At 63.6% G+C, this 25868-nt stretch carries 25 protein-coding genes; 11 read left to right on the top strand and 14 right to left on the bottom strand.

All coding sequences use genetic code 11. From position 1 onward, the window contains the following. Positions 1 to 6 precede the first annotated feature (6 nt). From cydB to RBJ75_RS10170, 10 genes are all read left to right on the top strand, one after another. Positions 7 to 1158: a cytochrome d ubiquinol oxidase subunit II gene (gene cydB, locus RBJ75_RS10125; RefSeq protein WP_044405606.1), complete on the top strand. Its 1152-nt coding sequence runs from the start codon at positions 7 to 9 to the stop codon at positions 1156 to 1158. Between the two features lie 15 nt (positions 1159 to 1173). Then, positions 1174 to 1326 carry a cytochrome bd-I oxidase subunit CydX gene (cydX, locus tag RBJ75_RS10130; protein WP_080900853.1) on the top strand — a complete coding sequence of 51 codons (153 nt, stop codon included), beginning with the start codon at positions 1174 to 1176 and terminating at the stop codon, positions 1324 to 1326. An 84-nt stretch (positions 1327 to 1410) separates the two neighbouring features. Beyond that, positions 1411 to 3183, top strand: a complete 1773-nt coding sequence (gene cydD / locus RBJ75_RS10135; RefSeq protein WP_044405631.1) for a thiol reductant ABC exporter subunit CydD — start codon at positions 1411 to 1413, stop codon at positions 3181 to 3183. After that, a complete protein-coding gene (gene cydC / locus RBJ75_RS10140; protein WP_317528936.1) occupies positions 3140 to 4807 on the top strand; it encodes a thiol reductant ABC exporter subunit CydC in 1668 nt (555 codons plus the stop codon). The genes cydD and cydC overlap by 44 nt, the downstream gene beginning before the upstream one ends. Positions 4808 to 5299: 492 nt before the next feature. Then, positions 5300 to 5839, top strand: coding sequence for an urease accessory protein UreE (gene ureE / locus RBJ75_RS10145; protein WP_080900857.1), 540 nt, complete (start codon positions 5300 to 5302; stop codon positions 5837 to 5839). A 14-nt stretch (positions 5840 to 5853) separates the two neighbouring features. After that, on the top strand, positions 5854 to 6513 hold the full coding sequence (locus RBJ75_RS10150) for an urease accessory protein UreF (protein ID WP_234707306.1): 660 nt from the start codon (positions 5854 to 5856) through the stop codon (positions 6511 to 6513). A 9-nt stretch (positions 6514 to 6522) separates the two neighbouring features. Beyond that, on the top strand, positions 6523 to 7218 hold the full coding sequence (locus RBJ75_RS10155; protein ID WP_044405603.1) for an urease subunit gamma: 696 nt from the start codon (positions 6523 to 6525) through the stop codon (positions 7216 to 7218). A gap of 4 nt (positions 7219 to 7222) precedes the next feature. Continuing rightward, positions 7223 to 8932, top strand: coding sequence for an urease subunit alpha (ureC, locus tag RBJ75_RS10160; protein WP_044405602.1), 1710 nt, complete (start codon positions 7223 to 7225; stop codon positions 8930 to 8932). Between the two features lie 2 nt (positions 8933 to 8934). Continuing rightward, the gene (gene ureG, locus RBJ75_RS10165; RefSeq protein WP_044405601.1) at positions 8935 to 9585 is read left to right on the top strand and encodes an urease accessory protein UreG; all 651 of its coding nucleotides are present in this window, start codon (positions 8935 to 8937) and stop codon (positions 9583 to 9585) included. Further along, positions 9551 to 10405: an urease accessory protein UreD gene (locus tag RBJ75_RS10170; protein WP_044405600.1), complete on the top strand. Its 855-nt coding sequence runs from the start codon at positions 9551 to 9553 to the stop codon at positions 10403 to 10405. The genes ureG and RBJ75_RS10170 overlap by 35 nt, the downstream gene beginning before the upstream one ends. 17 nt (positions 10406 to 10422) lie before the next feature. Here the strand turns inward: RBJ75_RS10170 and purU are convergent, their stop codons facing one another. From purU to RBJ75_RS10195, 5 genes are read right to left on the bottom strand one after another with little or no spacing between them, the layout of a single operon-like run. Further along, complete coding sequence (purU, locus tag RBJ75_RS10175; RefSeq protein WP_044405599.1) at positions 10423 to 11283, bottom strand: formyltetrahydrofolate deformylase; 861 nt, start codon at positions 11281 to 11283, stop codon at positions 10423 to 10425. Positions 11284 to 11320: 37 nt separating this feature from the next. Further along, positions 11321 to 11896 (bottom strand): sarcosine oxidase subunit gamma, encoded by a 576-nt coding sequence (locus RBJ75_RS10180; protein WP_044405598.1) that lies wholly within the window; start codon positions 11894 to 11896, stop codon positions 11321 to 11323. Further along, positions 11889 to 14852, bottom strand: coding sequence for a sarcosine oxidase subunit alpha family protein (locus RBJ75_RS10185; protein ID WP_044405597.1), 2964 nt, complete (start codon positions 14850 to 14852; stop codon positions 11889 to 11891). Before RBJ75_RS10185 ends, RBJ75_RS10180 begins: the two co-directional genes overlap by 8 nt. Continuing rightward, positions 14849 to 15121 carry a sarcosine oxidase subunit delta gene (locus tag RBJ75_RS10190; protein WP_044405596.1) on the bottom strand — a complete coding sequence of 91 codons (273 nt, stop codon included), beginning with the start codon at positions 15119 to 15121 and terminating at the stop codon, positions 14849 to 14851. The genes RBJ75_RS10185 and RBJ75_RS10190 overlap by 4 nt, the downstream gene beginning before the upstream one ends. A gap of 7 nt (positions 15122 to 15128) precedes the next feature. Beyond that, positions 15129 to 16379: a sarcosine oxidase subunit beta family protein gene (locus RBJ75_RS10195; RefSeq protein ID WP_044405627.1), complete on the bottom strand. Its 1251-nt coding sequence runs from the start codon at positions 16377 to 16379 to the stop codon at positions 15129 to 15131. Positions 16380 to 16462: 83 nt separating this feature from the next. Here RBJ75_RS10195 and RBJ75_RS10200 point away from each other — a divergent pair, with 83 nt between their 5' ends. Then, positions 16463 to 17416, top strand: a complete 954-nt coding sequence (locus RBJ75_RS10200; protein ID WP_044405595.1) for a GlxA family transcriptional regulator — start codon at positions 16463 to 16465, stop codon at positions 17414 to 17416. Here RBJ75_RS10200 and RBJ75_RS10205 read toward each other — a convergent pair. From RBJ75_RS10205 to urtB, 9 genes are read right to left on the bottom strand one after another with little or no spacing between them, the layout of a single operon-like run. Then, complete coding sequence (locus RBJ75_RS10205; RefSeq protein ID WP_044405594.1) at positions 17396 to 18055, bottom strand: tetratricopeptide repeat protein; 660 nt, start codon at positions 18053 to 18055, stop codon at positions 17396 to 17398. The genes RBJ75_RS10200 and RBJ75_RS10205 overlap by 21 nt on opposite strands. A 10-nt stretch (positions 18056 to 18065) precedes the next feature. Continuing rightward, positions 18066 to 18371, bottom strand: coding sequence for a hypothetical protein (locus tag RBJ75_RS10210; RefSeq protein ID WP_044405593.1), 306 nt, complete (start codon positions 18369 to 18371; stop codon positions 18066 to 18068). Positions 18372 to 18374: 3 nt separating this feature from the next. Next, entirely contained in the window at positions 18375 to 19418 is a 1044-nt protein-coding gene (locus RBJ75_RS10215) for a hypothetical protein (RefSeq protein ID WP_052628801.1), read from the bottom strand. A 50-nt stretch (positions 19419 to 19468) separates the two neighbouring features. Continuing rightward, a complete protein-coding gene (locus RBJ75_RS10220; protein WP_080900851.1) occupies positions 19469 to 21868 on the bottom strand; it encodes a N,N-dimethylformamidase beta subunit family domain-containing protein in 2400 nt (799 codons plus the stop codon). Between the two features lie 44 nt (positions 21869 to 21912). Then, positions 21913 to 22353 carry a hypothetical protein gene (locus tag RBJ75_RS10225; protein WP_044405592.1) on the bottom strand — a complete coding sequence of 147 codons (441 nt, stop codon included), beginning with the start codon at positions 22351 to 22353 and terminating at the stop codon, positions 21913 to 21915. Positions 22354 to 22371: 18 nt separating this feature from the next. Further along, on the bottom strand, positions 22372 to 23070 hold the full coding sequence (urtE, locus tag RBJ75_RS10230) for an urea ABC transporter ATP-binding subunit UrtE (protein ID WP_044405591.1): 699 nt from the start codon (positions 23068 to 23070) through the stop codon (positions 22372 to 22374). Between the two features lie 2 nt (positions 23071 to 23072). Continuing rightward, positions 23073 to 23813, bottom strand: coding sequence for an urea ABC transporter ATP-binding protein UrtD (gene urtD / locus RBJ75_RS10235; RefSeq protein ID WP_044405590.1), 741 nt, complete (start codon positions 23811 to 23813; stop codon positions 23073 to 23075). 10 nt (positions 23814 to 23823) lie between these two features. Beyond that, positions 23824 to 24927 (bottom strand): urea ABC transporter permease subunit UrtC, encoded by a 1104-nt coding sequence (gene urtC / locus RBJ75_RS10240; RefSeq protein WP_044405589.1) that lies wholly within the window; start codon positions 24925 to 24927, stop codon positions 23824 to 23826. A gap of 38 nt (positions 24928 to 24965) precedes the next feature. Then, positions 24966 to 25868, bottom strand: a complete 903-nt coding sequence (urtB, locus tag RBJ75_RS10245; RefSeq protein WP_044405588.1) for an urea ABC transporter permease subunit UrtB — start codon at positions 25866 to 25868, stop codon at positions 24966 to 24968.

Below are 25868 nucleotides of genomic sequence, written 5' to 3' on the forward strand. Positions count from 1 at the left end.
ATCCCCATGCTCGACTATGAAACTCTTAAATTGCTGTGGTGGATGATCGTCGGCGTATTGCTGATGGGCTTCGCCATCACCGATGGCATGGACATGGGCGTCGGCACCTTGCTTCCCTTCGTGGGACGCACCGACGTCGAACGCCGCATCGCCATCAATACTGTCGGCCCGCATTGGGACGGCAATCAGGTATGGTTCATCACCGCCGGCGGCGCGATCTTCGCCGCTTGGCCGGCGGTGTATGCCGCGGCGTTTTCCGGATTCTACATGGCGATGCTGCTGGTGCTGTTCGCGCTGTTTTTCCGGCCGGTTGGTTTCGATTATCGCTCCAAGATCGAGAACCCGACCTGGCGCAACGCCTGGGATTGGGGGCTGTTCGCCGGCGGCGCGATCCCGGCGCTGATCTTCGGCGTCGCCTTCGGAAATCTGCTGCAGGGCGTCCCGTTCTGGCTCGACGAGTTCCTGCGCGCCCATTATCAGGGCGCGCTGCTCACCGCGCTGCTGCCGCTGCTCAACCCGTTCGCGCTGCTCGCCGGCATCATCAGCCTGTTGATGCTCACCGTCCACGGCGGCACCTGGCTTCAACTACGCAGTTCCGGCGCGGTCGCCTCGCGCGCGCGAGCGGCGGTGATGATGTTCGCTCCGGTCGTTACCGTGGCCTTCGCACTGGCCGGGATATGGCTGTGGCTCGGCATTGACGGCTATCGCATCGTCACCGAGCCGGCGCATGGCGCGGCGTCGAATCCGCTCCTCAAGGAGGTGGTGCGCGCGCCCGGTGCATGGCTCGACGTCTATGGACGGCTTCCGGTCGCGATGATCGTTCCGGCGCTGGGTCTGTTGGGTCCGCTGCTCACCGCTGGATTGGCGGCGGTGCGGCGACCCGGGCTCGCCTTCGTGACCAGTGCGTTCGGCATGATCGGGATCATCGGAACGGCAGGGCTGTCGATGTTCCCCTTCATCATGCCGTCGAGCATCAATCCGAATTCGAGCCTCACCATCTGGGATGCGGCTTCGAGCCACCTCACTCTGACGGTGATGTTCTGGGCGGTGGTGATCTTCCTGCCGATCGTCCTGGCTTACACAATTTGGTGCTACGCCAATATGTGGGGCCGGGTCACGGGCGAAGAGATCGAAGCGCGCGCGCATTCCGCCTACTGAACACGGAGACGACCAATGTGGTATTTCGCCTGGATCCTCGGTGTCACCGCAGCAGCGGCGATCTCGGTCATCAACGTGATGTGGTACGAGTTTCAGGACGGCTTGATCGTGGCCAAGCCGTCCCGGCCAAATCCTGACGGCTCCACGCCTCCAGAGCGGGTGGTGTAATCTGACATTGCTCTATCGCTGCGGCGCAGGCCGGCGCAACGCATGCGCCGGCCTCGCGTCATTCGACACAAGGTCTCGCCGACCGTGACGACCAACTCCGCCGGATCGATTGCACTGCTGCGTTCGCTGCGGCCGGTGGCTGGCCGCAACGCACAGGTCGCAACGGTCGCGGCGGCGCTTGGCGGGGTGCTCGCGGTCGCAACGGCTCAGGTCATCGCCAGCGGCGTTGACCGCATCGTCTTTGCCCATGCTTCGCTGTCGGCAACGATGCCGTTGCTCGGGATGCTGGCAGGTATCGCGGTGATGCGCGCAACAGCCTCCTGGGTCACCGAGCGATCGGCGTTCGAGGCCGCCGCGGCGGTCCGACGCCATCTGTTCCGGCGCGGGCTCGAACGAGTCTCTGAACTCGGCCCAATCCGGCTGGCAGATCGCCCGCCGGGCGAACTCGCCGCCACCTTGACGGAGGCGATCGACGCGGTCGCGCTGCTGTGGCGATCGTGGAAGCCGGCGATGGTTCGGGCGATCGCAGTTCCGCTAGCCGTGCTGGCTGTCGTGGTGCCGCGCGACCCGTTGGCCGCGGCGATCCTGGTCGTGGCGCTTCCGCTGCTGGTCTGGTTCTCGATCCTCACCGGAAAAGGTGCAGAAGAGGCCAGCGGGCGGCAATGGGCCAGCCTTGCGCGTCTCGGCGGCCACCTACTCGATCAGATCCGCGGTCTCGCCGAACTCAAGCTCGCCGGAACGTCCAAACAGGCGGTCGCCTCCGTCAAGGCTGCGGCCGAGGCCTATGGTCGCGAGACCATGGCCGTGCTGCGCATTGCCTTTCTGTCGGCGCTCGCGGTCGAATTCGTCGCCACCGGCGCGATCGCCGGCGTCGCCGTCGCGGTCGGCTTTCGGCTGATGTGGGGCGAGATCGATTTCGCCACCGGATTCTTCGTTCTGCTGCTGGCGCCGGAATTCTTCGCGCCGCTGCGCGACATCGGGGTGCGCCGGCACGCCCGCATCGAAGCCCTGGCGGCGCTCGACACCATCGCGGCGGTTCTCGACCAACCGATGCCCCCTGCCACTTTCGGTCGTCCATGGAGCCCTGGCGGCGCTCCGGCGATTCGCTTCGAGGCCGTTGGGGTCATTCATGACGATGGCCGTGTGGCGCTGGACGGTCTCGATCTCGATATTGCCGCGGGCGAGCACGTCGCCATCGTCGGCCCGTCGGGAGCCGGCAAGAGCACTCTGCTCGCTTTGCTCACCCGCTTCCTGGAGCCGACCAGCGGTCGGATTCTGATCGATGGTCAGCCGCTGTCGCAGATCGATCCGGTCGATTGGCGGAGCGCGCTGGTCGCCCTGCCGCAAACTCCGCCCTTCTTCGACGGCACAGTCGCCGACAACATCGTCATGGGCCGAGCCGCGCCCGGGGGCGACCGCGACGGAACATTACACAACGCGCTGATCGCGGCGCGTGCCGATGCATTCGTGGCGCGGCTGCCGCAAGGCCTAAAGACCCCACTGGCCGAGCGCGGACGCAACCTGTCGGGCGGCGAGGCCCAACGTCTGGCGCTTGCCCGCGCTCTGTTCGGCGCCGGCCCGCTGGTGCTGTTCGACGAGCCGACATCGCATCTCGATGACGATGCGCAGGCGATCGTCATGCAAGGCTTGGCGGAGTTGCGGAAGGGCCGCACCGTACTGACCATTGCGCATCGCCTCGAGACCGTCGCATCCACCGATCGGATCGTGGTCATCGATCACGGCCGCGTCGTGGAGGCCGGACCGCCAGCGGTCCTGCGCGCCGCCGGGGGGCGCTGGGCCACCATGATGATGGATGCCGCGCCGCCATCATCACAGAAGGTGCAGCCCGATGCGTGAGCTGTTCCGGCTGTTCCGACTCTGGCGTGTGGCACGGCCCTGGCTGCTCGCCGCGCTGCTGATTTCACTGGTCACCACGCTGGCCAATGTCATGCTGATGGCGACGGCCGGATGGTTCGTCACCGCAATGGCGGTCGCGGGCCTGACCGGCGTGCCGATGAACTACTTCACGCCATCATCGATGATCCGCGCCGCTGCGATTGTCCGCACCGGCGGTCGCTGGCTCGACCGGGTCGTCAGTCACGAAGCGACGTTCCGGCTGCTCGCAGCCACCCGCACCGCGTTATTCCAAAGGCTGGAGGCGATCGCGCCAGGTGGCATCGACGAATTGCGATCGGGTGACGTCGCGGCAAGGCTGAAGCTTGACGTCGACCGCCTGGAGCTTGTTTTCCTTCGCTTCGCCTCGCCGCTGATTGTCGCGACCGCAACCGGCGCCATCGTGGTCGCGGTGGTGGCGTGGCGTGGCGAAGCTGCGCTTGCCGTCGCCATCGCCGCTTTGTTCGTCGGCGGCGGGCTCTGCCTTCCCTTCCTGCTGGCCCGCGCGGCGCGCGGCGCGGCCGCGCGAGACACCGCGATCGCCGGCGAACTCGGGTGCCGCACGATCGAGCATCTTGACGGCCTCGCCACCCTGCTGGTGACCGGCGACGATCGCCGTCGCATCGATCAATTGGATCGATTGCTCGTGCAGCGGATTGACGCCGAGCGCCGCACCGTCAGCTGGAATACGTTCGGGCAAATCGGGACCGCAGCCGCGTCCGATATCGCCATCATCGTCGTTCTCGGCGCCGGCGCCTGGGAGATGGCCGCAGGGCGGATGGCCGGCCCTGAACTGACCCTGACGCTGCTTCTGGTGTGGTCGGCTTTCGAAGCATTCGCTCCGATCCCCGCCGCGGCATCAGGCCTCGCCGGCACGCTGTCCTCGCTGCGCCGACTGTTCGCATTGTGGGACCGACCACCCTCTGTGCACGACACGCAGCGGCCTGGCCCTCTCCCCGAGGCTTACGATCTGGTCGCTGACGGCGTTTCCTTCAGCTATCCGGGGCGCGCCACACCCGCGCTTGACGACGTCCATTTCGCTTTGCCGCAAGGCGCCGAGCGCGTTCTCGATGGCCCAAGCGCGAGCGGAAAATCGACGCTGATCGACCTCCTCCTTCGCGTCCACGACCCAGATGCCGGCGAGATCCGGTTGGGCGGCGTCCCGATTCAGGATCTGTCGCTCGCCGATTTGCGGTCCCGCATCGCGCTTGTCCCGCAACAGCCGCATGTGTTCGCCGCGACCATCGCCGACAATCTGCGCGCTTTCGCACCTGGCGCCAGTGACGCCGAAATCTGGTCCGCCCTCGACAGCGTTGAACTGAAGCAAACGGTCGAGCGCATGCCACAGCAGCTTCTGACCAATGTCGGCCATGGCGGCGCGCGGCTCTCCGGCGGCGAAGCGCGTCGGCTGGCCGTTGCGCGCGGCCTGTTGCGCCGGGATGCCCGCATCCTTGTCCTCGACGAACCGACCGAGGGCCTCGACGACGCCAAGGCGCGTGCGATGCTGCGCACGATCGCGCAGACCCGGCAGCGCCGCAGTCTTCTGCTGGTCTCACACCGGATGCGCGCCCATCGACCATGGCGATGAGCTCTGAGGTTTCCCATGCGGTCGCGGCGCGCCTATGCGAAGATCCTCGCCACGGGCCAGCTCAAGACGGGAGATCAGGTCATTCTGGGAATGAAAGGCTAGCCATGGAGCACAATTTTTAATCAACACGCGATACGCCCCGGAGATGGTACGCTATCCATTTCCGGAGCCGCGCCTGACCGGTTGTATGGCGCGACGGACGTAATCCGTTGTCGTACCGTATCCTTGTCGATAGAGCCTGCGCGAAGTGCTAACACCATCATCATCAATTCAAACGACGTCTTGCAGTCCCACGCAAAAGATGTTTACATTTCTTCGTCGCAGCTGATCGTCAGCGCGGTTTTGCCGAACCACCGATGATGTTGGTTAGGCTCAGGCTGGGTAGCCCGAATGATCCGCAAGGATTGCTCGGGATTTTTTTGGCCTCGATGTCGGGGATTCTGCCGATTGATGTTGGCTGCGCGGTGCCCGTCTCGAACAAGAAGGTTGGTCATGCTGCACATCGATCGGGTTATCGGCAGCCGGCTCGAAGCCGCCTTCGCGGATCGTATTCACCATCTCGAGCACCGCGGCGCGGTGGACATAGTCAACGTCGCGGTCGCCGACCTCGCAAGGCGACGACTGCTGATTACCACAAGCGGCGGAGAGAAATTGGCAATCGCGCTGCCACGCGAGCAAAAACTCTTCGACGGCGCGGTGCTGTTGATCGACAATGAGCGCGCGATCATTGTCCGCGCCGCTGCCGAACGTTGGCTGCGACTCGAGCCGCGTTCAATCAGCGACGCCATCGAGCTCGGCTATCACGCCGGAAACCTGCATTGGCGGGTGCGGTTCGACGGTGAATTTCTGTCAGTGGCCCTGGAGGGACGTCCAGAGGATTATCTCGCCCGGCTCGGCGAGTTGATTTCGATGCGGCGCGTCGGCGTCAGCGTGATCGACGACGGTGCTGACGACCATCGGCATGATCATCCACATGCCCACGACCATCACCTCGTCGTCAACGACAGATCTCCCGGCGATCACGGTCACTGATCATGCGCGCGATATTGCAGGCGATCTGGCAGGCGGACGGAAGTTTCCCGAGCGGCTCGTTTGCATTTTCCTACGGCATCGAGGGCCTGATCGCCTTGCGCGGCAATGTTGACGCGACGGCCTTGTTGGAAATCATCTCGGGGCTGCTGCGGCAGCGCTGGAACAGCTGCGATCGCGTCGCGCTGTTGCGCGCGTTCCGCGCCGGCGGCAACATCGCCGAAATCGCGGTGGCCGACCGCGACGTCGAGGCATCAACCTTCGGTGTCTCCATGCGCGAGGGCTCACGCCGCAACGGCGGCGCCTTTCTGGCGTCACACGCGCGCCTCGCCGACGGCATCGCTTCGACTTTGCGCAAGGCCGTTCGTTCCGGCGAATGCCTGGGACACATCACGGTGATGCAGGGGGCGGTGTGGCAGGAGTTGGGGCTTGACGAGGAATTGGCGCAACTGACGTCAGGCTATGCCATTGCGTCCAGTGCCGTCGCCGCTGCCGTGCGGCTCGGCGCCATCGGTGCGCTCGAAGGCCAGAAGGTGTTGGCGGGATCGCTGCCGCTGATCGAACAACTGATGTTGCATTCCATCCCAACCGAGACCGAGCTGCGAAGCTTCCTGCCCTATCTCGAGGTCGCCGCGGCCCGCCATACGCGGGCAGACCTCCGCCTGTTTGCCAATTGAGAGGACGACATGCTGCTGACGCCGACCGAACTTGAACGCCTGACCATCTTCACCGCCGCCGAATTGTCGCGGCGGCGGCGCGCCAAGGGTCTGAAGCTGAACTACCCGGAGGCGGTCGCGATCATCACCGACGAAATTCTGGAGGGGGCCCGCGAGGGCCGCAGCGTCGCCGACCTGATCGGCTATGGCTCGACCATCCTGAGCACCGACGACGTGTTGCCCGGCATCGCCGCGATGATGCACATCATCCAGGTCGAAGGCGTGTTTCCCGACGGCACCAAGCTGGTCACGGTCCACGAGCCTATCCGGCCGGCGCCGGGCTCTTCGGAAGATATCGAGAAGCCCGGCGCGATCACCGCGCAGGACGGCAGCATCGACCTCAACGCCGGCCGCAAGACGATCAGCATGACGGCAGTCAACACCGGCGACCGTCCGATCCAGATCGGCTCGCATTTCCATTTTTTCGAGGTCAACAAGGCGATGGAGTTCGATCGCGCGGGCGCCTTCGGGATGCGGCTCGATATCCCCGCCGGCACCGCCGTGCGGTTCGAGCCCGGCGCCTCCAAGGACATCACGCTGGTGGCATTCGGCGGCCGCAGTGAATTGACCGGCCTGAACAATCTGACCGCGGGTCAGAGTGGCGATGACGCAGTTCGCGACGCGGCGCTGGCGCAGGCCCGGGCACGCGGTTTCAAGGGAGCCTGAGCAGATGGTCAAGATCGATCGCCGCGATTACGCGGCCCTGTATGGCCCGACCACTGGCGACTCGGTGCGGCTCGGCGACACCACGTTGTCAGCCGTTGTCGAGAAGGACCATGCGGTCTATGGCGACGAATGCCTGCATGGCGGCGGCAAGACGCTACGCGACGGCATCGGCATGGCAGGCCTCACCAGCGCCGAAGGGGCGCTGGATTTCCTGCTCTGCAATGTCCTTGTGATCGACCCGGTACTCGGCATCATCAAGGGCGATCTCGGCATCCGCCACGGCCGCATCGTCGGCATCGGCAAGGCCGGAAATCCCGCCATCATGGACGGCGTCGATCCGCGGCTGATCGTTTCCACCGGCACCACGGTCCGCGATTGCGAGGGCATGATTGCCACACCCGGAGCGATCGACGTCCACGTCCATTTCGACAGCGCCGGCCTGGTCGAGCACGCACTCGCCAGCGGCATCACCACCATGATCGGCGGCTCGCTCGGCCCGATCACCGTCGGGATCGATTCCGGCGGCCCGTTCAACACCGGCAAGATGCTGCAGGCCGCTGAAGCCTGGCCGATGAATTTCGGATTTCTTGGCCGCGGCAATGCGCATCGCGCCGAACCGATGGTGGAGCAGCTCGAGACCGGCGTGATGGGGCTGAAGCTGCACGAGGATTGGGGCTCGATGCCGGCGGCGATCGATTGCTGCCTGAGGGTCGCCGACGAGCTCGATTTCCAGGTCCAGATTCACACCGACACGCTGAACGAATCCGGCTTCGTCGAGGACACGCTGGAGGCGATCGGCGGCCGCACCATCCACATGTATCACACCGAAGGCGCCGGCGGCGGCCATGCGCCGGACATCATCCGAGTTGCCGGCGAGCAGCACTGCCTGCCCTCCTCGACCAATCCGACCAATCCCTACACCGTCAACACCTTCGACGAACATCTCGACATGACGATGGTGTGCCACCATCTCAACCCGGCGATTCCCGAAGACGTCGCTTTCGCCGAAAGCCGGATCCGCGCCCAGACCATCGCCGCCGAAGACGTCCTGCACGACATCGGCGCGATCTCGATGCTGGGCTCCGACAGCCAGGGCATGGGCCGGATTCACGAGGTGATCTGCCGGACCTGGCAATTGGCGTCGAAGATGAAGGAGCAGCGCGGGCCGCTGCCGGAAGACAAGCCCGGCTTCGGCGACAATGCGCGGATCAAGCGCTACATCGCCAAATACACCATCAACGCCGCGCGCACCTTCGGCATCGCCGATCACATCGGTTCGCTGGAGCCCGGCAAACTCGCCGATATCGTGGTGTGGCGCCCGGCGTTTTTTGGCATCAAGCCGGAGCTGGTGATCAAGAGCGGCTTCATCGCCTGGGGCGCGATGGGCGATAGTGCGGCCTCGTTGATGACCTGCGAGCCGATCCTGATGCGGCCGCAATGGGGCGCGTTCGGCCGCGCCCCGGCTGCGCTATCGGCCAGCTTCGTGCATCCACTGGCGATCGAACGCGACCTCAAAGGCGCGCTCGGCCTGTCCAAGACACTGCTGCCGGTGAAGGGCACGCGCAAGCTGACCAAGCGCGACATGCTGTGGAACGATTTCTGTCCGAAGATCACTGTCGATCCCGAGACCTTCGACGTGTTCGTGGATGGCGAGCTTGCGACCTGCGAACCGGCGCGTGAAGTGCCGCTGGCGCGCCGCTACATGCTGAGGTGATCATGCTGCAGGATATCAAGAGCACGACCGCGGCGAAGAAGGTTTCGGCAGCGGCCCGGGTCGGGATCGGCGGCCCGGTCGGCTCCGGCAAGACCGCGCTGATCGAAGCGCTGATCCCCGAATTGCAGCGCCGCGGCGTCGATCTCGCCGTGGTCACCAACGATCTCGTCACCAAGGAGGACGCCGAGCGGTTGCGCCGCTCCGGGCTGATCGATCCGGCGCGGGTCTCGGCGGTGGAGGCCGGCGCCTGCCCGCATACGGTGATTCGCGAAGATCCGACGCTGAACATAGCCGCCGGCGACGATCTCGAAGCAAAATTTCCGGGTGTCGAACTGATCCTGTTCGAATCCGGCGGCGACAACCTCGCCTCGACCTTTTCGCTGGATCTGGTCGACTGGTGGATTTTCGTCATCGACGTCGCCGGCGGCGACGACATTCCACGCAAGAAGGGTCCAGGCCTGCTGCGTTGCGACCTTCTGGTCGTCAACAAGGTCGATCTGGCGCCCTATGTGGGCGTCAATCTCGATCAGATGTTGGCCGATGCCGATCGGGTCCGGAACGGCCGCGCCGTGATTGCGAGCAATGCGCGCTCTGGCCAGGGAGTCGAGGCGATTGCAGATGCTATCCTTGCCGCTGTCCTGTTCCGGGTTTGACTCCGGCCGCGAGGCCGAAGCGCTACTCGTCGCCGAATTCGCCGGCGGGCGCACCATCCTGCGGCGCCAGCATGTCGGCTATCCGCTGCATGTCACCCGCGCCTTCTATCTCGATCGCCCGCGCCCGGATCTGGCGACGCTGTATCTGCAATCGGCCTCCGGCGGCCTCTATGCCGGCGACAGGCTGAAACTCAATCTGACGGTCGGCACCGACGCGGCGCTGAACCTGACCACCCAGGCCGCGACGGTGGTGCATCACGGCCGCGAATCCGGCGCACAGCAGCACCAGGCGATTAAGGTGATGAGCGGCGCGTTCTGCGCGTTGATATCGGATCCCTATGTGCTGTTTCCCGGCGCGGCGCTGGCGCTGAAGACAGCGGCGGAAGTCGCCGAGGACGCCGTGCTGATTGTCGCCGACGGCTTTGCGGTGCATGATCCGCAACGCGTGGGCGCGACGTTCGCGCGCTTCTCGACCGACACGCAAATTCTGCGGCCGGACGGCAGGCGATTGCTGATCGATGCCGGCGAGATCGGCGGCCCCCAACTCGCGGCGCAGTTCGGCGCGCTCGGCGGCATGGCGGCGTGCGCGACTCTGCTGGTGATCGCGCCCCCGCAGCGCTGTCCTGACCTCGCCGGGTTGGAGGCCGCCGCCGATCGCTGCGGCTGCCTCGCCGGCGCCAGTGCCGCGCCCAATCAGGCCGGCGTCGCGATGCGGCTGCTGGCACCGGACGGCGGCACATTAACGCGCGGCATCGAGGCCGCGTTTCATGTCGCCGCCAAAGCCGCACTCGGAGCCGACCTGGCGCGGCGCCGCAAATAGCTCAAATCCGCGGTTCGTCAGTCTCTAAACACAACCGTCTTCGAGCCGTTGGCAATGACTCGACCGTCCAGATGCCAAGTGATGGCGCGCGAGAGCACGCGACGCTCGATCTCGCGGCCCTTGCGCACCAGATCCTCGACCGTGTTGTGATGGCTGATGCGCTCGACGTCCTGCTCGATGATTGGACCCTCATCGAGATCCGTCGTGACATAATGCGCCGTGGCGCCGATCAGTTTGACGCCGCGCGCGAATGCCTGGTGGTATGGCTTGGCGCCTTTGAAGCCCGGCAGGAACGAATGGTGGATGTTGATACAGCGCCCGGCCAGCTTGGCGCAAAATCCGTCCGACAGGATTTGCATATAACGCGCCAGCACCACCAGATCCGTCCTCGCGGCCTGGATCACCTCCCACAGCTGCGCCTCCTGCTCCATCTTGGTCGCCTTGGTGACGGGCAGATAATGAAACGGGATGCCGTCGAGATCGAGATGCGCATAGGTCTCGCGCGGATGATTGGAGATCACCGCCACGACGTCCATGGCGATCTCGCCGGTACGCCAGCGATACAGCAGATCGGCGAGGCAGTGATCGAATTTTGACGCCAGGATGGCGACACGCTGGCGCTCGGCGAGGCTGCGCATCGTCCAGGTAATCGCAAAGCGATCGGCGACGCTTTCGAACGCCGATTTCAACGCCTCGATGCTGTCCCCTTTCAGCATCGCAAAGCGCACACGCATGAAGAACAGCTGCGTCTCGGCGTCGTTGAACTGATGCGCCTCGACGACGTTGCAGCCGACTTCAAACAATGTGGTGGCCACCGCGGCAACGATGCCGGGCTGGTCGCGACAGGACAGCGACAAAACGACATTGGTATGAGGCATCACGATGGCTCCTGGAGATTGGCATTCCTGCGGGTGGTCAGGATTGCTTGGACGTGACCGCTAATCCGCCGGCTGCCGCAGAGGCGCCGAGCCAGTGCAGGAAACTACCCGCGAAACTGCGGGCGATCGCGATTTCGAAGGCGGCATCGCCGGTCTTCCAGATCGTCGCGCCGAGATGATGCACGCTGGTCGCCGCGCAATCGTCGATTGCGAACGAGCGAAGATCTATTTGAAATCCTCTTTCGAGGGTTGCGGGCAGCGCCGGACCTGACAAAGCGAGAATCGCCACTGCGTCGGACTGCGCCACCACAGATGCAACGCCTTCCAATCTGTCCGCCAATTCCCCGATAAATCCAGCCGACTGAGACATCGCCAGCCATTTGCCGGGGCCGATCCCGAGCCAAGTCACGCCATTGCCGCTCACGCGTTTCGGCGCATCGATCAGGTCGACGCCGGAATATTGTCGGAGTCGCGCGGCCAGCGCGGCCGTCTTACCGTTGCGCGCCATCACGGTCGCAACCGCGCGGTCCGCGATGGCGGTTGCGATCACGCCGGCGCCCTGCCCGGCCGGCGCCAATAACTGCCATGGACCTTGATGGATCAACTCAACCACGGAGCTTCGTCCCTTCCGGATCGATAAAGATCGGCGACACGACCTCGGCCTCGACATCGCCTGATCTGATCGGGTCATAGACCCGAATCCGTTCACCGAGGCGCTCGGGACCGCGCGCCAACAGGCCGAGTCCGATCCAGTGGCCGAGCGACGGGCTGAACGCCGTCGAGGTGATGAAACCTTCGTCACTGTCGGGGTTCGGTATCGCGCCCGGCGCAAACAGATGCGCGCCGTTACGCAACCGATCCTTGCGATCGAGCGGCTTCAGGCCGACCAGGGTCGGGCGCAACGGATCGACCAGCGCCGGGCGCCCTGCCATGATCCGCCCGACAAAATCCTTCTTGCTCGACATCATCCGGCCAAGGCCAAGATCGCGCGCCACGGTCTGGCCGTTCAGTTCGTTGCCGGCGACGTGGCCTTTCTCGATGCGCATCACTCCCAACGCCTCGATGCCGTAAGGCGTCACGCCGAACGCCTCGCCGGCCGTCATCAACGCGCGGGCCAGCGCATCACCGTATCCCGCCGGCACCGCGATCTCATAAGCGCGCTCGCCCGAAAACGAGATCCGGAACAGCCGCGCCGTGACATTGCCAAGCGCGAATTCGGCGCAGGCCATATAGGGCAATGTCGCGTCGGACAGATCAACGCCCGCGCCAAACAGGCCTTGCAGCAGGTCGCGCGAAAGTGGGCCGCTGATCGCGAATTGCGCCCACTGCTCGGTGATCGACACCATCTGGACGTCGAGTTCAGGCCACAGCACCTGGTGGCAGAATTCGAGATGCTGCATCACCTTGACGGCATTCGCCGTGGTGGTCGACATCACGTAGTGATCGTCAGCCAGCCGCGCGACGGTGCCGTCGTCCATCACAAAACCGTCCTCGCGCAGCATCACGCCATAGCGCACCTTGCCCACCGCGAGGGTCGAAAACATGTTGATATAGACGCGATCGAGAAACACGCCGACGTCGGGACCGCACAGCGCGATCTTGCCGAGCGTCGAGACGTCGCAGATTCCCACGGCGGTCCGCGCCGCTTCGACCTCGCGCACCACGCTTTGCAGCCAGTCGGTTTCGCCATGCCGTGTGAACCATTGCGCCCGCAACCATTGCCCGGTTTCAACGAATGACGCGCCCTGCGTGGCGGCCCAGTCGTGCGCGGAGGTAAGCCGGGTCGCCTTGAAATGGCGGCCGGAATTGAGGCCGGCAAACGCGCCAATCGCCACGGGTACCTGCGGCGGCCGCGCCCGCGTGGTGCCGGCCTGGGCGATGGTCTTGCCGGTGAGTTCGGCCATGATCGCAAGGCCGTTGAGATTCGAAGTCTTGCCCTGATCGGTCGCCATGCCGAGCGTGGTATAGCGCTTCAGATGCTCGACGGAGCGAAACCCCTCGCTCGCCGACACCGCGATGTCCTGCGCGGTGACGTCGTTCTGCAGATCGACGAAGGCTTTGGTCCGCGACCCGACGACATGCCAGAGCGGCGTCACCGCGCAGGCTTCGTCGCTGACCCGACAGGCGTGCGGTTGGGAGGGATGGAGGCCGAGCCGCGTCGCCGCTGCGGCGCCGCAACGCGCTCCGTCGTCGAGCGCTTCGGCCAGCGTCAGATTTCCCGCCGCGGCACCCGCGATCGACATCGTCTTCGGCGCGCCGCCGGCCAGAAACGACGATAGCTGCGGCGACCATTCGCCCTTGCCGCCGAGATGGGTGGCGAGCGCGATGTTGGGATTCCAGCCGCCAGAAACCGCCAGCACATCGGCCTGCAAGGTCTGCCTGGCGCCGCTGGCATCGATGAAGTCGACGGATCGCAGCGTCTGCCCGCCATGCGCATCGACCACTCGGGCGCCGAGATGGGCCGGCGTGTTGCCGGCCAGCGCGCGGACTTGGACAGAGACTTGCGACCGCGGATCGATCACCGCCTCGACCTGAACGCCGACGCGAGAAAGATCAGCGGCGGTACGCCAGCCATCGTCGCTACAGGTGAACACGACGACGCGGCGCCCGGGCGCTGCGGCGAAGCGATTGACGTAGCTGCGCACGGCCGAGGCGAGCATCACGCCGGGACGGTCGTTGCCGCCGAACACGATCGGCCGCTCAATCGCACCAGACGCCAGCAGCGATTCGCGCGCCACGATCTTCCAGAGCCGCTGGCGCGGCGTGAACGGCGCCGGCACCGGCAGATGATCGGCGACCCGCTCCAGCACGCCATACTCGCCGTCATAGACGCCAAACACGCTGGAGCGGCGCAGGATCCGCACATTCGGCAGCGAGGCGAGTTCGATATCAGCGCGCCGTGCCCAAACGGCGCTGGGGACGCCGTCGATCTCCAGCGTTTCCGACAACAGCCGGCCGCCCAACTCAAAATCCTCGTCGACCAGGATCACGCTGGCGCCAGCACGCCCAGCCACCAGCGCGGCGGAGAGCCCGGCGGGTCCGCCGCCGATCACCAACAGGTCGCAGAACGGATAGGCCTTTTCGTAAGTGTCCGGGTCCGGTTCACCGCTGAGCCGGCCGAGACCCGCGGAACGCCGGATCAACGGCTCGTAGAGCTTCTCCCACAGCGCCGCCGGCCACATGAAGGTCTTGTAGTAGAACCCTGCAGCCAGCAGCGGGCTGGCCATTTGGTGGACCGCGCGCAGGTCGAAGCGCAGCGACGGCCAGCGGTTCTGACTCTCGGCCACGAGACCATCGTAAAGCTCAACCGTGGTCGCCTTGGTGTTGGGCTCGCGCCGCGCGCCGCCGCGCAACTCGACCAGCGCGTTGGGTTCTTCCGGGCCGGCCGAAAAGATGCCGCGCGGCCGGTGATATTTGAACGAACGGCCGACCAGCCGAACGCCATTGGCGATCAACGCCGACGCCAGCGTGTCGCCAGCCAACCCATTCATGGTCTTGCCGTCGAAGGAGAAGCGCAGCGTCTTGTTGAGGTCGACCAAGCCGCCGGCAATTCGAAAAGGCGACGTCATGCCCGCCCCCGACTGTCGGCAAGCCGGACCTCGCTAATGTCATGGCTGATGGTGTCACGCGTCACGACCAGCCAGCTGCGGCAGCCGTTGCCGTGATACCAATACCCCTGATGCGGGCCGGCAGGATTGTCGCGCAAATAAATATGCACGAACAGCGCCGCCTGGTCCACGGCGTCATCGCCGCTCGCGATCGGCGCCGGCGCCGCGTCGCCGAGATAGTTGAACTCGGCAACGTCGCGCGGACCACAATAGGGGCAAGGGATTCTCATGGCAGGCTCAATGCAAATTCGGTTGGGCGCCCTGGCCCTTTTCGTCGATCAAATCGCCGCGGGCGAAGCGGTCGAGCCGAAACCGCGTCGCCGCCTCATGAGGCTGGTCGCACGCCAACAAGTGGGCGAACGCCAGTCCGGAACCCGGCGTCGCCTTGAAGCCGCCATAACACCAGCCGGCGTTCAGATAGAGGCCCTCCGTCTGCGTGCGGTCGATGATTGGCGATCCGTCCATCGACATATCGACGAGGCCGCCCCAGCTGCGCAGCATGCGGGCGCGACCGATTGCCGGCATCAGTGCCATGCCGCCTTCGCAGACGTCTTCGACGGTCGGCAGATTGCCGCGCTGGGCGTAGGAGTTGTAGCCGTCGATATCGCCGCCAAACACCAGCCCACCCTTGTCGGACTGGCTGATGTAAAAATGTCCGGCGCCGAAAGTGATGACACCGGGGATCACCGGCTTCAAGCCTTCGGAGACGAGTGCCTGCAACACATGAGATTCGATCGGCAACCGCATCCCGGCCATCGCCGCGACCCGTGAACTGTTGCCCGCCACGGCGATACCAACCTTCTTGGCCGAGATCGCGCCGCGCGTGGTCTCGACCCCGGTGACACGCCCGTCCGAGATCGAGATCCCTGTGACTTCGCAATTCTGGATGATGTCGACGCCGCGGTCGCTGGCGCCGCGGGCGAACCCCCAGGCGACAGCATCGTGCCGCGCAGTGCCGCCGCGCGCTTGCAGCAGGCCACCCTTGATCGGAAACCGCGCGGCATCGAAATTCAGGAATGGGTAGAGTTTGCGCACCCCATCGCAATCCAGCAATTGCGCATCGACACCATGAATCCGCATCGCGTTGCCGCGTCGGGCATAGGCGTCGCGCTGGGCGTCGGAATGATACAGGTTCAGCACGCCGCGCTGGCTGATCATGGCGTTGAAGTTGAAATCCTGCTCCAGCCCTTCCCACAGCTTCATGGACAGTTCGTAAAGCGGGATATTGCCCGGCAGCAGATAGTTGGAGCGGATGATGGTGGTGTTGCGGCCGACATTGCCGCCACCGATCCAGCCCTTCTCCAACACCGCGACATTGCGCACGCCGTAACGGCTGGCGAGATAATAGGCGGTCGCCAGACCATGGCCGCCGCCGCCGATGACGATGACGTCGTAGGAGGACTTCGGCGCGGCGTCGCGCCAGACCGCCGGCCAGTCGCGGTGGCCGGTCAGCGTCTTCCCGAGCAAAGAGAACAGCGAATAGCGCATGCGAGATCCTTCGCTTGACAGTGTCGCGGATCGGCAAACCAGGCTATAGATCGCCAACGACATCGACTTGCTCAGGAGCGACATTGCCGATTTCCGCGACCCGCCCGGCCAGGATCGGATTTTTGCTGATCGACGGCTTCGCCCTGATGTCGTTCGCCGCGGCGATCGAGCCGTTGCGCGCCGCCAACAACCTGTCCGGCCGGCTGCTTTACCAATGGTTTCACGTCTCGGTCGATGGCAAGGCGATCAACGCCTCCAGCGGTCTTTCGATCAAGCCGGACTGCGCCATCGCCACCGAGCAACTCTTCGATATCGTTTTGGTTTGCGCCGGAGGCAATCCAACGAAATTCTCCGATCGCGCGACCATGACCTGGCTGCGCGGCCTGGCCCGCCGCGGCGTCACCATCGGTGGCATATCCGGCGGGCCTTACATTCTGGCGCGCGCCAAGGTGCTCGACGGCTATCGCTGCACCATTCACTGGGAGCACGTCCCCGCCTTCGTCGAGGCGTTTCCGCACTTACAGCTGACGCGCAACCTGTTCGAGATCGACCGCGACCGCATGACATGCGGCGGCGGCGTCGCCGGACTCGACATGATGCACGCGCTGATCCGCCGCGATCACGGCCAGCAACTGGCCTCGCGCATCAGCGACTGGTTCCTGCAAGCCAATATCCGGCTTGGCGACACTAGCCAGCGCGTGGCGACGCGCGACCGCGCCGGCGGTCACCCGAAATTGCTCACTGCGATCGAGCTGATGGAGCGTCGGCTGCGCGAGCCCGCCAGCCGGGCCGAGATCGCGCGCGCGGCCGGGCTGTCGCTGCGCCAGCTGGAACGCCTATTCGCGAGCCATTTCAAGACCAGCATTGAACGCCATTATCTGACGATCAGACTGCAGCGCGCCCGCATCCTGCTACGGCAAACCGCGCTCCCGGTGACGCAGATCGGCGCGGAATGCGGGTTCCAGAGCCCCAGCCATTTCTCCCGCGCCTACCGCCAGCATTTCACACGAACGCCGTCAGCCGATCGCCTGCTCTAGCACCTTGGCGTTGCTTTGCGACGAGGCCTCGCTCTGTGCCAGACGCTGATGCGCAGCGGATTTCTGTTCGGCCGACATGCCGCGCACCAGACTCTCCAATTCGGCCATCGCCAAACCGACGCCATGGCGGCTCGCCAATGTCAACCAGACGAATGCCTCGACCGGATCGACCGCCGTACCCAGACCCTTGGCATAGCAATAGCCAAGCCGCGCCTGCGACGGATAATGGCCCGCCAAAGAGGCGCGCCGATACCAGCGCACGGCCTCGGCCAGATCGGGAGCGACACCCATGCCCTTCGTCAGAACAACCGCATAGTTAAACTGGCCCAGCGCGTCGCCAGACTCGGCCGCGCGTAAGAACCACGCCGCGCCTTGCGTCGGATCCGCGGCAACACCATCGCCCTTGGCGTACATCGCGCCGACATTGTTGGCGGCGAGCGCATTGCCGTGTTCGGCGGAGCGGAGGTAATACGCAAAGGCGCGCGCCGCATCCTGATCGACACCGAGCCCGTTGGCATAAAGCGCGCCGAGCCAGGCTTCGGCATCGGCGTCGCCACTCTCGGCGAGTGGCTCCCAGATCTGCCGCGCCAAGTCGAAGTCTTTATCCAGATAGGCGCGTTCGCCGTCCTGAACCAGCATGATCGTTCTCCTACGGCCGCGTGTGCGCGGCGATCTTGTACAGATAGACGCAATCGACGTTCTCGGATTGCTCCAAGGCCGGTTCGCCGGCCGTCTTCAGGTGATCGACAAAATAGTCCTGCACCGTGCGGGCGGCGCGATTGGTCAGCAACTGCTTGTAGAGCCAGGGATCCTCGGCATCGCGCACGCCGTGGCGATCGAACAGCGCCTGTTTCGGCTGATCGGCGATTCCGACATACCAGTTCGAAAACGTCGGATCGAATTCCTTGATATAGGCCAGGAATTCGTATTTGACCTGCTGCACGCTGAATACCATGAGCTAGCGTCCCACCCGCGCCTGCAACAGAGGTGCGTTCCAATAGGCAACGTGCTCGGCGCAGATCCGATCGAGAAATTGCTGGTTGAATTTCCAGCCGGCGCGCGAATGCTCGATATCGTCACCAGCCTGGGGGCGTTCGACCTCCGCCTGTGCGGCCGCCGCCACCTCCGCGGCCCGCTCGACCAGCGCGATCAATTCGTCACCTGCCGTATCCGGGAACTGGTCATGCTTGAACACCGACATCCGCCAGAGCGTCTGATCGAACGCCGTCGGCTGCAACACGATCGCAAGCGTGGCGCGGCACGACTTGATGACTACCAGATTTGGAAAATACCATTCCGCCGAGATATAGTTACTGGCGCCGCCGCCGTCCGGGAGCGAGCGCGCGGTGTCAACCAGGGCAGCGCCGGCCAGTTTCCAGTTGGCACGGGCCTCGAGCCATTGTCCACGAACCCGCGTCGCGTTGCCCTCCACCACGGCCTCGATCGCCGGCAGCGACACGTCGCGACCGAGGGTGGGATCGACATTGACATAGATAAACGGACCACGGGTCTCGACGCTGACCGACAGCAGACGCTCCGGATAGACGCCGAGATACTGCCCCGCCTCCGGCGTCATTTCGCTGCCCAGCCGATCGCCTGGGATCACGTCACGATCGCGGCTGTGACCGCAAGATGTGTAGGAGCACTTAGTCTTCCGCCCCGTCTGGCATTGCGCCGGAACCGCGCGACAGCCGCCGTGCTGCGCCTTATTGAAACGCGCGACAAGGCCGCCGCCAGGCAGGCGCTGAACATGAATCGCGTGATTACCGACCGTGTAGGACATTAGGTCGCCGGGGGCGCGGATTTCCGCATCCGAGCCGATGCAGACCCAATCCCGGGTCCACACCTTTTCGTTCTCGAGCTCCTGAAACACGGGTGACACATAGGCTTGGGCCGGCAACGCGCTGGCGATGCCAAACCTGCTTCGGCAGGCGGCATAAAGCTCGGCCCGCAGAAAATCGACATCGCCATCGACGAAGCCCAATTCCGGATGTGCAAGCATGGCAACCTCGCTTGGGTTGAAGCGGCGCCCGCCAGAGCGGGCGCCGGATCCTACTTTCGGGCCTTGTTCATCGGCTGGTCGTAATCGGCCCGGCCGCGATGCACGATGGCCTCGGGGCTTGGCGGCGGCAACGGTCCGTCTTTCATGAACCGATTGAGCACGTTGCCGACCAGTTTCGAGATGTTGTTGTCGCCGTTATTCCAAGGCAGCGAGCCGCAGAACGCGATCGACGAGAACGCGAACGAGGCGCCGCCATTCGGCGTCTCGTGGTAGGCGATATCGGAGCGCACCCGCGGATGCTGGGTGCCGTCGAGCCCCTGCTGGTTGAAGCCGTAATCTTCCATCACCAGCAGATAGCCTTCGGTGTGACGTCCCGCCGAGGTTGCCACCACCAAGGTATGGGGCGGACTGCCCAGCATGGTGTCGACGATATCGAGCTCAGTGCCGGCGGCACCGCCACCGACGAGGCCAAAATTGCCGAGCTTTTCGTCGTAGTTGATACCCTCGAACGCCCACGCCACCCGGGCGTCGTTACTCTCCGGGGTGCGAGAATAGTAGGTCGAGATGTCGAAGCCTTCCGACGACATGCCGGTGCCTGCGATGGTGTGCAGATAGCGACCGCGGAACCGCCACATGCCGCCGAGCTCGCCGGTGCCCTGATGATAATATTCGCCTGGATCGGCGCGCCAGGTGCGGATGCCGGATTCGCAACGGCGCATTTCGGTGACGACGCCGCGCCCGAGGCCGTCATAGGCCGGGTGATACGAATGCACCCAGTACCAACCGTCGGCACCCATATACATGAAGCGGCCCCCGCGCTGCATGTAATTGTGCAACGCATCGAGCTGTGGCCCGCTATTGTGCTCCGGATGCGAGCCCGAGATCACGACGTTGTAGTTCTCAAGCCGGGCGAGACCATCATAGCTGACGTCCTCGTCGGTGATGACGTCGTATTCGTACCCCATCTTCTCAAGCCAGTAGATCATGTGCAAATCGGCCGGATATTGCCACGGTGCCTGCGCCAGGAAGTGATCATATTTAGGTCGGATGCTGAGGATCGGCCGCAACCGCGACGACAGACACAATCCGCTGCCATCGGTGTGGGTGTCGTAGATCGAGCCGCCATATTCGCGATGCTCGGACAGGAACATGTTCTGCTGCTGCATGATCGGCACGCGATACACCAGCAATTCGGCGCCGCCGGCATTGTTGGCCAGATGCTCGTTGGCGTAGGCCATGTAGCTGATGGTCGGCACCATGAAGGCGATCTTGGATTGCTCTTGCCCGACCCGCGGCACCACCCAGAACGGGATGTAGTCCTCGTCGCCATCTGTCGACGTGAGCTTGGCAGCATAGAACTTGCTGCTGGTGCCTTCCGGTACGGTCCAGCTGAAGCTGGTCGCCCAGCGCGCATCATCGATGTCGTCGTCGTGGAAATGAATCGCGCCATATTGCGTCGGCGCCACCTTCCAGTCGAACACCAATCCCTGCCAGTTGTAGCCGGTCATCGCCCGGGTCGGACAATTGACGATGGTGGCGTCAAACAGGTAGGGGCCCTTGTCTTTGCCCACATTGGTATTGATGCCGTCGGAGAATTCCCACGCGGCGACGATGGATTCCGAGAGCTTCCCGGTCGGACCCGAGTTTCGTCGCTCCGACAGGCCGGGCTGCGCGCCCTGCTTCATGGTTTCGATCTCCAGGCGGGTCAGCGCCTTGCTGGAGATCCTGGGGCTATCGATCTTGCCGTTGTAGTGACCCTTGATCAAGATTCCGGGCGGCACCGAGGCTTGGGCCTGAGGGGAGTCGGTGATGCTGCCGCAATAACCTGCAATGACCGTCGGCGTGCCCTTTGTGTAGGTCAACTTGGTGCTCAGCGTCTTGGTCACTGGCCCAATTTCCGGATCTAACGCATAGACCACCTGGGGCTCATGATACAGCGTCGCCTCGCCGGTGGTGCCGTCGAAGCTCGCCGCTACGAAGTGCCAGGCGTGGTCGCGCACAGGCGCGCCGGTCGCGATCACCTGGTCGTTGACGCGGAATTCGATGCAGCCATCTTCGTTCAGGAACAGACCGTATCCCTTGCCGTCATGCCATTTCGTCACCAGGCCCTGAGCGCCGTGCTTCCAATATTTCGGATGCGTCTTCGGCGTGGTCGGCCAGATCCAGCATTGCAGCGTGACGCTCTCAACGCAGAATTGCGGCTTGTCGACAACGAAACCGTAGGACCCCGAGTAAATCTCCTGCTTGACGCCCTTGTAGCTACCGTTGCAATCGGCCTTGATCATCTCTTCGATGAAGCCAGGGCCGCGCGGATTGGTGTCGCCATGGATCATCTTGACGATGTCGGCCTGATACTCGGCGGGGCCATCGCAATTCACGAAGAATTTGATCGTGTCGCCGGGGTGCACGCTGAACTTGTCGGCGTATCCGGTAATCTTCATCCAGCTCATATTCGTTTCCTCTGATAACGCCCGCTCGTGCACAACGCGAAAGCTCAGGTCACAGTCCAGAAATCATCGCGGCGTTTCCAGCCCTCTCGGAAATGCTCTGGAAATCCGTCGGTCTCAGCGAATTCGTCGAGCCGCATCACGAATATGTCGTGCTGCGGGTCTTGCTCATTGTCGTAGACCTTCTCGGTAGCAAACTCGGGCGGTACGCCGCGGATGCCGCTCAAGCGCGCGATCCGCCATTCCTTCTCGATCTTGGTGCAAACGACCACCAACTTGCCCTTGGCAGGCTGCGCCCGCATCCGCAGCAGCACACGGTTGAGCTGGAAGTCTTCGTGGATGCCGCCAGTGACCGTGGTGGTGTCGCCTGGCGTCGCGCATTTCAGCACGCTGTTGCCGGCCACGCCCTTCATCGAATCGATGCACTCCTTGTGCACCTTCATCATGCGCTCGGCGTCGGCGGTGTCCTTGCGAGGAATGGGAATCATCGGAGTCCTCCTGTTTGATCAGATTGTGAGATGCTTCTGGATGAGAGCGCTGTCGAGTTGATCGATCGCGCCGGTAGCAACGACCCGGCCATTGTCGATCATCAGGAACGCGTCGCCGAGGCGACGTGCCACCTTGATGTGCTGTTCTGTGAGCAGCAGTGTGATGCCGAGTTCCTTGTTCAGCATCAGCAGGGTCTCGCCGATCTCGTGAACAATGTTGGGCTGAATTCCTTCGGTCGGCTCGTCCAGCAGAAGCACTTTCGGGTCGACCGCGAGCGCGCGCGCGATCGCCAATTGCTGCTTCTGGCCGCCCGACAGCAGCCCAGCGCGGCGGTCGAGGTTTTCCTTCAAATAGGGAAACAACCGCAGGCAGATCTCCGGAACCTCGCTGGCGCCGTCCGGCCGCGCGAAGGTGCCGAGCAGGATATTCTCCCGGACGGTGAACTCGGCGAGTATACCGCGTCCCTGCGGCACGTAGCCGATGCCGAGCTTGGCGCGCTCATAAGTCTGGGCGCTGTTGATGTTCTCGCCGTTGATGACGATGTCGCCAACCGAGCGGTCGGTCAGGCCCATGATGGTGCGCATCAAAGTCGTCTTGCCGACGCCGTTGCGGCCCAGAACGCAAAGGCATTTGCCCTGTTCAAGCCCGAAGGAGAAATCCTTCAGGATCGGCGTCTTGCCGTAATAGGATGTAACGTTGTCCATCGACAGCAACATGATCAGGCCTCCGCCTCGCCGAGATAGACTTCGCGCACCTTGGCGTTTGACTCGATCTCGCTGATCGGCCCTTGCGCCAACAGGCTGCCCATATGCATCACGGTGACGACATCGGCGATCTCCCGCACGAAAGCCATGTCGTGCTCGACCACAACCAAGGTATTGGTCTTCTTCAACTCCCTGAAAATCTCGACAGTCTTCTCGATTTCGGCTTCGGTCATCCCGGCGACCGGCTCGTCCAGCAGCAACAACCGCGGGTCCTGCATCAGCACCATGCCGATCTCAAGCCACTGGGTTTCGCCGTGCGACAGAATACCCGCCTCGACCTCCAGCCTGTCGTTGAGCGAGGTCTGGCTTACGACCTGCTCTAGCCTTTCCGCAAAGCCACGTTCGCTGAACCGGAAGATGTTTTTCAGCGGATTGGTGCTGCGGCTATAGGCCACTTCAAGATTTTGCCGGACCGACAGTTCGCGAAACACCGCCGGCACCTGGAACTTGCGACCGATGCCGCGGCGCGCGATCTCGTGCTCACCTAGTCCGGTGATATCGTCGTTACAGAACAATATCTGCCCGGAGGTCGGCTTCTGCCGACCGGTGATCAGGTCCATCGTAGTCGTCTTGCCGGCCCCGTTCGGTCCAACCAGGCAGCACAACGTCGCCTCGACAATCTCGATGCTGAAATCGTTGATTACCGGCGTCCCGTCGAAGCTCTTCGTAAGATGCCTGATTTCAAGAAAGCTCATCGGAGAATTCCTATTCGCCTGGTTGTGAGAGCAGGCGATGTGCCGCAACGTCGGCACCGTTGCGCTTTTGCCGCGTGGACAAACGACCCAGGATGGTTTCCACAAGCCCGGCTATCCCCTTCGGCAGGAAACGCACCACCAGGATGAAGAAGCCTCCGAGAACCAGGAGCCAAGTGCTGAGAAATGTATCGCCCAGATAGCTCTGGGCACCCTGGATCAGAAACGCACCGATGATGGACCAGATCAGCGACAACCGGCCGCCGATCCCGGCCCAGATCACCATCGAGAGACTGAACGTGGTGTCAAACTGCGACGGCGAGACATACTGCGTCAGCACCACCCAGCAGCATCCAGCAACGGCCGCGATGAAACCCGCAATGGTGTAGACGGTGGTCTCGTAGCCCGCGACGTTGTAGCCGAGAAATCGCACCCGCTCGGCGTCGCCGCGCACCGCCTGCACCACCAGGCCGAACCGGCTCTGGGTCATCAGTTTGGCGCCGACGGTCGCGACAAACAGCAGTGCCAGCACCGACCAATAGGCTTCGGGACTATAGGGATCGACGATGAGTTCGCCGAGCTTGAGCGGCGCCGGCGGCGTGATGCCGTTGGCGCCGTTGGTGTAGGGTTGGACATCGAGAATCAGCGTGCCCCAAGCACTCAGCATGGCCAGCGTCATGATCGCAAAGAACGGTCCCGACACACGAGCGCGGAACATCAATCCCCCGAACAGCAGGCAAAACAGCGTCGGAACCACCAGCGCCAGAATGATTCCGAATGTGGTGCTGCGGAATGGCTCCCAGAGCATCGGCAGATGATCGAGACTGTTGTTCAACATGAAGGGCGGCATCGGATTGGACGCATCCTGTGTCTGCATCTGCATCGTCATCGCCATGCCATAGGCGCCGAGCCCGAATGGAATCCCCTGCCCCAAATTCAGGATTCCGCCGAAACCCCAGCAAAGACTGAGCGACAACGCCAACATGCCGAAAACGCCATAGGTCGCGAACTGGTTGAGCAAAAATGAATCGCTCACAATCATTGGCACAACAGCAAGCAGCAGGAAGATCGCGCCATATGCCGCCCACTGCGCCTTGACGTTGTAATAGATGTTCATTCCCAACTCGCTCCTCATTCGCAGACTTCGGCGGGTGGCTAGCGTCGCTTGGCGGATGGCGCAAACAGTCCTTGCGGACGAATTCGCAAAAACACGACGATCAAAACGTAGAGAACGAAGCGAGCGAAGGTGTCGTTGGTGAAGTACGCGAAGATCGACTGCAATTCGCCGGTGGCGCCGCCGGCAACGACGCTGCCGGCCAGCGTTCCGCCGCCCACCACGACGACCAGAAATGCCTGAACCACATAGCCGGCTCCCATCGTCGGCAGCACGATATTGAGTACCCCGAACAACGACCCGGCAATCCCCGCAAGCCCGGCGCCGACCGCGAAGGTCAGCATGTAAATTCGGTCGGAGTTGATGCCGAAGGACGCCGCCATCTCCTTGTCCTGCATCACCGCGCGGACCTGGACCCCGAACCTCGTACGATAGAACAGCGCCCACAGCGCCACCACGAGCGCAATGGTGATCGCCAGAACAATCACCCTGAATGCTGATATGTTGACGAATCCGAACTGGAAATTGCTCGTAAACATCGGCGGCACCGCGATATATTTCGGGTCGCTGCCGAAGATCAACCGCACGCCCTGCATTAACACCAGCGAGACGCCGAACGTCGCAAGCAACGTGTCTAACGGGCGTTTATAGAGATAGCGTATCAGGCCACGCTCCAGCACCAGGCCAATCGCCCCGACGATGACGAAAGCCGCAGGAACGCAGAGGAAGAACGGCAAGCCAAAATAGCTCTGAAGCATGTAGGAGCTGTAGGCACCCAGCATGATAAATTCGCCATGCGCCATATTGATGACGCCCGCGGTTCCATAGATGATGGTCAGACCCAGCGCGGCGATCAGCCAGATGCTCGCAATGCTGATACCGAGGATCAGCGCGTTAATGAACGAGCTCAGATCAAACGAACCAAAGAACGATCCGACGGCCAT

The organism is Rhodopseudomonas sp. BAL398 (assembly GCF_033001325.1).
GTDB lineage: Bacteria > Pseudomonadota > Alphaproteobacteria > Rhizobiales > Xanthobacteraceae > JARJEH01.

Excerpts from the sequence above, each read along its gene's own strand:
- cydB (WP_044405606.1), top strand. The coding sequence starts at position 7 with ATGCTCGACTATGAAACTCTTAAATTGCTGTGGTGGATGATCGTCGGC.
- cydX (WP_080900853.1), top strand. The coding sequence starts at position 1,174 with ATGTGGTATTTCGCCTGGATCCTCGGTGTCACCGCAGCAGCGGCGATC.
- cydC (WP_317528936.1), top strand. The coding sequence starts at position 3,140 with ATGCCGCGCCGCCATCATCACAGAAGGTGCAGCCCGATGCGTGAGCTG.
- ureE (WP_080900857.1), top strand. The coding sequence starts at position 5,300 with ATGCTGCACATCGATCGGGTTATCGGCAGCCGGCTCGAAGCCGCCTTC.
- RBJ75_RS10155 (WP_044405603.1), top strand. The coding sequence starts at position 6,523 with ATGCTGCTGACGCCGACCGAACTTGAACGCCTGACCATCTTCACCGCC.
- ureC (WP_044405602.1), top strand. The coding sequence starts at position 7,223 with ATGGTCAAGATCGATCGCCGCGATTACGCGGCCCTGTATGGCCCGACC.
- ureG (WP_044405601.1), top strand. The coding sequence starts at position 8,935 with ATGCTGCAGGATATCAAGAGCACGACCGCGGCGAAGAAGGTTTCGGCA.
- RBJ75_RS10170 (WP_044405600.1), top strand. The coding sequence starts at position 9,551 with ATGCTATCCTTGCCGCTGTCCTGTTCCGGGTTTGACTCCGGCCGCGAG.
- purU (WP_044405599.1), bottom strand. The coding sequence starts at position 11,283 with ATGCCTCATACCAATGTCGTTTTGTCGCTGTCCTGTCGCGACCAGCCC.
- RBJ75_RS10185 (WP_044405597.1), bottom strand. The coding sequence starts at position 14,852 with ATGACGTCGCCTTTTCGAATTGCCGGCGGCTTGGTCGACCTCAACAAG.
- RBJ75_RS10190 (WP_044405596.1), bottom strand. The coding sequence starts at position 15,121 with ATGAGAATCCCTTGCCCCTATTGTGGTCCGCGCGACGTTGCCGAGTTC.
- RBJ75_RS10195 (WP_044405627.1), bottom strand. The coding sequence starts at position 16,379 with ATGCGCTATTCGCTGTTCTCTTTGCTCGGGAAGACGCTGACCGGCCAC.
- RBJ75_RS10205 (WP_044405594.1), bottom strand. The coding sequence starts at position 18,055 with ATGCTGGTTCAGGACGGCGAACGCGCCTATCTGGATAAAGACTTCGAC.
- RBJ75_RS10210 (WP_044405593.1), bottom strand. The coding sequence starts at position 18,371 with ATGGTATTCAGCGTGCAGCAGGTCAAATACGAATTCCTGGCCTATATC.
- RBJ75_RS10215 (WP_052628801.1), bottom strand. The coding sequence starts at position 19,418 with ATGCTTGCACATCCGGAATTGGGCTTCGTCGATGGCGATGTCGATTTT.
- RBJ75_RS10220 (WP_080900851.1), bottom strand. The coding sequence starts at position 21,868 with ATGAGCTGGATGAAGATTACCGGATACGCCGACAAGTTCAGCGTGCAC.
- RBJ75_RS10225 (WP_044405592.1), bottom strand. The coding sequence starts at position 22,353 with ATGATTCCCATTCCTCGCAAGGACACCGCCGACGCCGAGCGCATGATG.
- urtE (WP_044405591.1), bottom strand. The coding sequence starts at position 23,070 with ATGTTGCTGTCGATGGACAACGTTACATCCTATTACGGCAAGACGCCG.
- urtD (WP_044405590.1), bottom strand. The coding sequence starts at position 23,813 with ATGAGCTTTCTTGAAATCAGGCATCTTACGAAGAGCTTCGACGGGACG.
- urtC (WP_044405589.1), bottom strand. The coding sequence starts at position 24,927 with ATGAACATCTATTACAACGTCAAGGCGCAGTGGGCGGCATATGGCGCG.
- urtB (WP_044405588.1), bottom strand. The coding sequence starts at position 25,868 with ATGGCCGTCGGATCGTTCTTTGGTTCGTTTGATCTGAGCTCGTTCATT.